Genomic DNA, 766 nt, shown 5'->3' with positions numbered 1-766 from the left:
ATTAGGCTGCTTGGCGATAATTTGACGGGCAACAAAGCGTTTGCGGGTATTGTTGGCATCCACCACCGCATGAATCACATTGGCAGGAATCCCTTCATAATTGGCTTTGAGCTGTTGAGTATCTTTGGGTAGACAATAGCCACCATACCCAAATGATGGGTTGTTGTAATGCATGCCAATCCGCGGGTCTAAGCTCACACCGGTGATAATCGACTCACTATCAAGCCCCATGCTTTCGGCAAAGCTATCTAACTCGTTAAAAAATGCAATACGTGTGGCAAGGTAGCTATTGGCAAATAGTTTGACCGCCTCCGCCTCGGTGGGCGGCATGATTTGGCTTGGTGTTTGGCTTAGCGTGTCAGTTTGTTCGCTGGCGGTTTGGTATTGGGTGATTAATTGGTGACAAACATCTTGCAGCGCTGGCACATGGTTTATATCACAGCCAACGATAATACGTGATGGATGAAGATTGTCATATAACGCTTTGCCTTCCCGCAAAAACTCCGGCATAAACAAAATACGCGTATCAAATTTTGCCTGCATGTCAACGGTAAATCCAATCGGCACAGTCGATTTGATCACAATCGGTACTTGTGCGTTGTGAGCGCGTACGGTTTGGATACTGGTTTCCACCGATGAGGTATCGAATTTGCCCGTGGCGACATCATAATTGGTTGGTGTGGCAATAATCACCAAATCTGCGGTTGAAAAATCCACCTCACTCACCAACTGCGCTGCTAAATTCAAGGACTGGGTTGCCAAGAAC

At 46.9% G+C, this 766-nt stretch carries 1 protein-coding gene; it reads right to left on the bottom strand.

The genetic code is table 11. The annotated features are described in order from the left end of the window. Positions 1–766: UDP-glucose 6-dehydrogenase family protein (locus M3175_RS25760; RefSeq protein ID WP_503328625.1), on the bottom strand; the 766-nt coding region annotated here is incomplete at both ends.

This window comes from Robertmurraya korlensis, assembly GCF_023715225.1.
Taxonomy (GTDB): Bacteria; Bacillota; Bacilli; order Bacillales; family Cytobacillaceae; genus Robertmurraya_A.
Note: the sequence above shows the minus strand (reverse complement) of the source record. Positions and strands in the feature narration are given on the sequence as shown.